The sequence below is a fragment of the Rhodococcus sp. T7 genome, assembly GCF_009872365.1.
GTDB lineage: Bacteria > Actinomycetota > Actinomycetes > Mycobacteriales > Mycobacteriaceae > Rhodococcus_F.
Window position 1 is genome coordinate 824583 of record NZ_WXYH01000389.1, and the last position, 1365, is coordinate 825947.

The 1365-nt window shown below is 64.5% G+C and carries 1 protein-coding gene and 1 other annotated feature; the gene reads right to left on the minus strand.

The features are described from left to right. Positions 1-30: 30 nt before the first annotated feature. Positions 31-1313 (minus strand): IS3 family transposase gene (locus MLGJGCBP_RS47895; RefSeq protein WP_148222641.1). Its coding sequence is split into 2 segments (ribosomal slippage): positions 31-1025 and positions 1025-1313, totalling 1284 coding nucleotides; the frame shifts between segments, so codons are not numbered across the junction. Beyond that, positions 907-1035: a sequence feature (AL1L pseudoknot), on the minus strand. Its footprint overlaps the gene before it by 129 nt. Positions 1314-1365 lie beyond the last annotated feature (52 nt).

The window sequence follows — 1365 nt, forward strand, 5'->3', positions numbered from 1 at the left end:
TGAATCGCCCCGGGTTCTACGGAGGCTCGGCTATCTGGTTCCGGCCTCAGCGAGGACCGGTGTCTCACGGTAGTCGGCCGCCGTGTGATTCGACCAGTAGGCGGTCTCGTACTCTGCGGGTGGGACGTGGTCGATCTCGCCGTGCAAGCGGCGGTGATTGAACCAGTCGATGTACTCGGCGACCGCCCACTCGACGTCTCCAAGGCCTCGCCAGCCCCCGTGCGGGCGCATCACGGGATTGCGAATGCACTCGGCCTTGAACAACGAGTTGAACGCCTCCGCCATCGCGTTGTCATACGAATCTCCCTTGGAACCAACAGAAGACACTGCGTCACACTCGTCGAGGCGCTCGGTGTATCGCACCGCTCGATACTGCACGCCGCGGTCGCTATGGTGAATCAATCCGGCGACGTCCTGGCCGACCCGTCGGCGAGCCCACAACCCCATATCCAAGGCGTCGAGGGCCAGGTCGGTACGCATCGACGTCGAAACCTGCCAACCGACGATCATCCGGGAGAACACGTCGAGGATGAACGCGGCGTACACCCACCCCGAATGAGTGCGAATGTAGGTCAGGTCCGCCACCCACAACGTGTTGGGCGCGTCGGCGACGAACTGCCGCTGGACCCGATCCGCCGGCCGCGGAGTCTCGGCCCCGTCAGCGTGCGTGGTCTTCCGCCCTTTCAACCGTAATATTCCCCGTAACCCATCGGCTTTCATCAATCGTTCCACGGTGCACCGGGCCACTGACATCCCTTCTCGTTTCAGACTGGCGTGCACTTTGCGGGCCCCGTACACCCCGAGATTGTCGGCATGAACACCCCGGATCCGGGACAGAACCTCGCGGTCACGCACCGCACGTGCCGATTCGGTTCGCTGGGGGCTCAGGTGAGCTCGGACCGTGGACGGAGCGATCTGGGCGGCCGTACCGCGCAAGACCGCGCAGATCGGATCGACTCCGTGTTCGTCGCGGTGAGCAGCGACGAACTCCACGATCAGCGCTGTGGGCGGTCGATCTCCGCCGCAAAGAAAGCCGAGGCCTGCTTGAGGATCGTGTTCGCCCGCCGCAGCTCGCGATTCTCCCGTTCCAACTGGGCAATCCGTTCGGCATCACTGGTAGTGGTGCCCGGGCGCACGCCGCCGTCGACCTCGGCCTGCTTGACCCAGGTCCTGAGCGCCTCGGGATGCACACCGAGCTGATCGGCGATCCGCTTGAGCGCTCCCGGCCGCGTCGCCGGATCCTGGCGGGCCTCGACCGCCATCCTCGTTGCTCGTTCCTTCAGCTCAACGCTGTACTTCCGTGGTGCTGCCATGCTCTCCATCCTTCACAGGTTTGAGAGCCTCCGACAGACCCGGGGCGATTCA